General features: G+C 53.8%; 6 protein-coding genes and 1 pseudogene. 3 read left to right on the top strand and 4 right to left on the bottom strand.

Translation table 11 applies throughout. The features are described from left to right. Nucleotides 1-104 precede the first annotated feature (104 nt). Nucleotides 105-1,733: a Na/Pi cotransporter family protein gene (locus FDX03_RS10020; protein ID WP_137345878.1), complete on the top strand. Its 1,629-nt coding sequence runs from the start codon at nucleotides 105-107 to the stop codon at nucleotides 1,731-1,733. A 128-nt stretch (nucleotides 1,734-1,861) separates the two neighbouring features. On the opposite strand, the gene pepE is transcribed toward FDX03_RS10020, so the two are convergent. From pepE to FDX03_RS10005, 3 genes are all read right to left on the bottom strand, one after another. Continuing rightward, complete coding sequence (gene pepE / locus FDX03_RS10015; RefSeq protein WP_137345885.1) at nucleotides 1,862-2,551, bottom strand: dipeptidase PepE; 690 nt, start codon at nucleotides 2,549-2,551, stop codon at nucleotides 1,862-1,864. A gap of 99 nt (nucleotides 2,552-2,650) precedes the next feature. Beyond that, nucleotides 2,651-2,929: an addiction module antidote protein gene (locus FDX03_RS10010; protein WP_048213961.1), complete on the bottom strand. Its 279-nt coding sequence runs from the start codon at nucleotides 2,927-2,929 to the stop codon at nucleotides 2,651-2,653. Continuing rightward, on the bottom strand, nucleotides 2,922-3,239 hold the full coding sequence (locus FDX03_RS10005; protein WP_048213960.1) for a type II toxin-antitoxin system RelE/ParE family toxin: 318 nt from the start codon (nucleotides 3,237-3,239) through the stop codon (nucleotides 2,922-2,924). The genes FDX03_RS10010 and FDX03_RS10005 overlap by 8 nt, the downstream gene beginning before the upstream one ends. Before the next feature lie 192 nt (nucleotides 3,240-3,431). Here FDX03_RS10005 and FDX03_RS10000 point away from each other — a divergent pair, with 192 nt between their 5' ends. Together FDX03_RS10000 and FDX03_RS09995 are read left to right on the top strand one after the other, a co-directional pair. After that, nucleotides 3,432-3,725 (top strand): type II toxin-antitoxin system CcdA family antitoxin, encoded by a 294-nt coding sequence (locus FDX03_RS10000; RefSeq protein ID WP_032947883.1) that lies wholly within the window; start codon nucleotides 3,432-3,434, stop codon nucleotides 3,723-3,725. Further along, nucleotides 3,725-4,042, top strand: coding sequence for a CcdB family protein (locus FDX03_RS09995; RefSeq protein ID WP_003841409.1), 318 nt, complete (start codon nucleotides 3,725-3,727; stop codon nucleotides 4,040-4,042). Before FDX03_RS10000 ends, FDX03_RS09995 begins: the two co-directional genes overlap by 1 nt. Before the next feature lie 33 nt (nucleotides 4,043-4,075). Here the strand turns inward: FDX03_RS09995 and FDX03_RS23220 are convergent. Continuing rightward, nucleotides 4,076-4,377 (bottom strand): annotated as a pseudogene (locus FDX03_RS23220) (shikimate 5-dehydrogenase); the annotation flags it as partial.

The following is a 4,377-nucleotide window of genomic DNA, read 5'->3' as shown; positions in this document are numbered from 1 at the left end:
CAGGGCACTCAATGAGTGCCCTGTCTCTTTATTACGTTTAAACCCTTATACTGAAAGAAGGCTTCGGCCTCAGGAACATATAACGATAAGGAGTACCTGATTCCGTGTTAACTCTGTTACACCTGCTTTCTGCCGTCGCGATGCTGGTTTGGGGGACGCATATTGTGCGTACCGGTGTGATGCGCGTCTTCGGCGCCCGCTTGCGTACCGTGCTCAGCCGTAGTGTTGAAAAGAAGCCGCTCGCCTTTTGCGCGGGGATCGGCGTTACTGCTCTGGTGCAAAGCAGTAACGCTACCACCATGCTGGTGACGTCGTTTGTCGCGCAGGATCTCGTGGCGCTCACCCCTGCGCTGGTGATTGTCCTCGGCGCCGACGTGGGGACCGCGCTGATGGCGCGTATCCTGACCTTCGATCTCTCCTGGCTGTCGCCCTTGCTGATTTTTATCGGCGTCATTTTCTTTCTTGGGCGCAAGCAGTCTCGTGCCGGACAGCTGGGCCGGGTAGGTATTGGTCTGGGGTTGATTTTGCTGGCGCTGGAGCTGATTGTGCAGGCGGTAACGCCGATTACCCAGGCTAACGGCGTACAGGTTATTTTCGCCTCGCTCACCGGCGATATCATGCTCGATGCGCTGATTGGCGCCATGTTTGCGATTATCAGTTACTCCAGCCTGGCGGCGGTACTGCTGACGGCCACGCTGACCGCGGCGGGCATTATCTCGTTCCCGGTAGCGTTGTGTCTGGTGATTGGCGCCAACCTCGGATCCGGCCTGCTGGCGATGCTCAACAACAGTGCTGCGAATGCTGCTGCACGTCGTGTGGCGCTCGGCAGCCTGCTGTTTAAGCTGGTGGGCAGCCTGATTATCCTGCCGTTTGTTCATCCGCTGGCCAATCTGATGGATGAACTGCCGCTGCCGAAATCTGAACTGGTTATCTACTTCCACGTCTTCTACAACCTGGTGCGCTGCGTGGCGATGGTGCCGTTCGCCGAACCGATGGCGCGTTTTTGTAAGCGCATCATCCGCGATGAGCCGGAGCTGGACGCGCATCTGAAGCCCAAACATCTGGACGTCAGCGCGCTGGATACGCCGACGCTCGCTCTGGCTAATGCCGCCCGTGAAGCCCTGCGTATCGGCGACGCGATGGAGCAGATGATGGACGGGCTGAAGAAAGTAATGCACGGCGAGCCGCGCGAAGAGAAAGAGTTGCGCAGGATGGCAGATGACATCAACGTGCTGTACACGGCGATTAAGCTCTATCTGGCGCGGATGCCAAAGGATGAACTGGCGGAAGAGGAATCACGCCGTTGGGCGGAGATTATCGAAATGTCGCTCAACCTCGAACAGGCTTCCGATATCGTCGAGCGTATGGGGAGTGAGATTGCCGATAAGTCGCTGGCCGCCCGTCGGGCATTCTCTGTGGAAGGGCTGAAAGAGCTGGATGCGCTTTACGATCAGCTGCTCAGCAATCTGCAGCTGGCGATGTCGGTGTTCTTCTCAGGCGATGTGACCAGCGCCCGCCGTCTGCGCCGCAGCAAGCACCGTTTCCGTATTCTCAACCGCCGCTATTCGCATGCGCACGTTGATCGTCTGCATCAGCAGAACGTGCAAAGCATCGAAACCAGCTCCTTGCACCTGGCACTGTTGGGCGATATGCAGCGTCTGAACTCACTGTTTTGCTCTGTGGCTTACAGCGTGCTGGAACAGCCGGATGAAGACGATGAGCGTGAGTACTAACGAGGACAGATGAAATGTTGCCCGGTGACGCTGATGCTTACCGGGCCTACGGATAACCGTCAATGTTGTCATTTACCTTGTAGGCCGGATAAGGCGAAGCCGCCATCCGGCATCAGACAATAAATCAACTAAAAGCAGTGGCCTGCTTCAACGGCAACCGCCTCTTCACCCGCTTTAAAGATATACGTGGTGTTTGGGCCGCCGAGCACAGATTGACCGTTACTCACTTTAATCCAGTTACCTTCCGGCAAGCCAATCACCGTCAGCTCCGGTGCCACAACCAGCAGTTCGCGGATACGCTGTTCACGCGTTTCGCCTTTGTGGCCTTCCGGCAGCGCGTTGGTGAAATGTGGGTTAATCTGCAGCGGGAACAGACCCAGCGCATCAAAACCTTTGGGATCGACAATCGGCATGTCGTTGGTAGTGCGGATGGTCTGGCAGGCAAGGTTGGAACCCGCGCTCCAGCCGATGTACAGCGCACCGCGTTTGACGACATCCACGATCGGCGCCAGCAACCCGCGCTCACGACTCTCTTTCAGCAACTGGAAGGTATTCCCGCCGCCGACAATCACCAGCTCGGCGTTTTCAATAGCGGCAATCGGATCGACAACGGTATGAATACCGGTAACGTTAACGCCCATTGGCGCAAAGATGGCTGCCGTTTTCGCCGTGTACTCATCCCAGGTTTGCGTCACGCCAGCGAACGGAATAAACACCGCCGTGCGGCGACCATTCAGTTGCTCTGCGATCAGCGGCAGCGCATGTTCCATCCAGCCTTTGCCCGGCAGCGTCGAGTTACTCAATAAAAGCAGTTCCATCATTTCTCCATGTAATCAGAAAATTACCAACCGCAGTCATGTTACCACCGTCAGTATAACGCCTTCCTGATATGGCTCACGATGTTGGAAGTGCTGGGACTATTTTCTAAGTGTCAATCCAATACCGAGCGCCTTCATCACCGCCAGCGTGGTTTTCAGCGTCGGGTTTCCTTTCTCACTAAACGAGCGATAGAGTTGTTCGCGGGATAACCCCGTTTCTGCCGCGATGCTCGCCATTCCCTTAGCGCGTGCCACCACGCCCAATGCTTTTGCAATGTACGTTGCATCGCCTGTTTCGAGGGCATCCGCCATAAATACAGCAATTTCTTCATCATCAACCAGCGCAGCTGCGGGATCGTACTGAGTAAGCTTATTCATGGCGGAAGGTCTCCTGATAATCCAGTGAACGGGCGAGCACTTTTGCAAGGGTGATATCGTTGGCTTGTGAGCTTTTATCGCCACCACATAGCAAAATGATGATGCGGCAGCCATGCTGTTTAAAGTAAATCCTGTAACCAGGACCGTAAGAAATGCGCATTTCGCTGATGCCTTCACCTACAGGTTTAACATCGCCAGCTAAACCATTCGCCAGTCGAAAAAGTCGTGCGGCAATGAGCGTTTTGGCCCTGCGATCTCGCAGATTCTGCTCCCAGCGTTGGAAAACCGTGGTCTGAAGAATTTCCATGATTACGTTCCATGTATTTTATAAACTACATTGTGAATTGACAAGTTGAAAGTAGAGAATAAAAAACTGGGAGGTGAGAGGAAATGCTGGTGGGCGTAAACAGGAAAGCGCCTCGCAGACATCTTCTTCGGGGCGTGACAGGCCTGTGCAACCACCTTAGTGTGACATGATGATTTGCTGGTCGGGGAATAGGAAATGCTCGCTTATTACGCTAATCTTAGGCATATCATGCGCACTGCTATGGGGGTTATCATGCGCACTGTGTCTAAGGTAAAAAAATCAGTCAATGTCTCTCTGGCTCCAGAGATACTGGAAGAGGCGCGCAAGCTTAAAATCAATCTGTCAGCGGTTTTAACCGAAGCCCTGATCGAAAAATTTCGCGAGAACAAACGCGAAGAATGGTTGCGGGATAATAAAAAATCGATAGAAGCATTAAATCAATGGGTGGAAGAAAACGGTTCGTTCAGTGATTTTCAAAGGACATTCTGATGGAGCAGTATTGCGCTTATGAGAATACAGGAAGTGGAAAAAGCGTTTATCCGTTTTTAATTAGCTTACAGCATCCGGTGGCCGCTGTTTTGCAGCATGTACTGGTCGCACCCGTTATAGCGCTAAGCCAGTTTCCCAACGAAGTCCCGCCAGCTAAAATTTGCCCGGTTGTTAGCATTGGTGGGCAAGCCTATGTGGTGATGACGTACATGATGACAGGCATACCTGTGAAGAATGTGGGTAACTTTGTGGGAGATCTGACCGCAAACAGGGCAGAACTTCGAGATGCGATTGATTTTCTGATTAATGGCTATTAGAGCGCCCATCCCTGGCGCTCTGTTCCTGCTTCGTTACCCCGCCCGCGCAAATTCTGCCGCTTCGGCGATTAGCGCGTCATCCGGGCGTACGCCGGTATACATGGCGAACTGCTCTACAGCCTGTAAGGCAATCACCTCTGCACCGCTGATGGTCTTTTTACCCAACTGCTGTGCCAGCTTAATCACCGGTGTTTCCGGCGGTAGGGCGACGACGTCAAACACTACGCTGGCGGCAGCGACCATCGCTTCGCTGTAGGCCAGTTCATCGCTCTCTTTACCGCCAGCCATGCCGACGGGCGTCACGTTGACCAGAATATCGCAGGCAATCCCTTCCG

This window comes from Citrobacter sp. wls827, assembly GCF_005280875.1.
GTDB classification, from domain to species: domain Bacteria; phylum Pseudomonadota; class Gammaproteobacteria; order Enterobacterales; family Enterobacteriaceae; genus Citrobacter; species Citrobacter youngae.
The sequence above is the reverse complement of the archived record's forward strand: the minus strand, read 5'-3'. Positions and strand labels throughout refer to the sequence as shown.

Coding starts and splice junctions, on each gene's coding strand:
- FDX03_RS10000 (WP_032947883.1), top strand. CDS start 3,432: ATGCTCGCTTATTACGCTAATCTTAGGCATATCATGCGCACTGCTATG.
- pepE (WP_137345885.1), bottom strand. CDS start 2,551: ATGGAACTGCTTTTATTGAGTAACTCGACGCTGCCGGGCAAAGGCTGG.
- FDX03_RS09995 (WP_003841409.1), top strand. CDS start 3,725: ATGGAGCAGTATTGCGCTTATGAGAATACAGGAAGTGGAAAAAGCGTT.
- FDX03_RS10010 (WP_048213961.1), bottom strand. CDS start 2,929: ATGAATAAGCTTACTCAGTACGATCCCGCAGCTGCGCTGGTTGATGAT.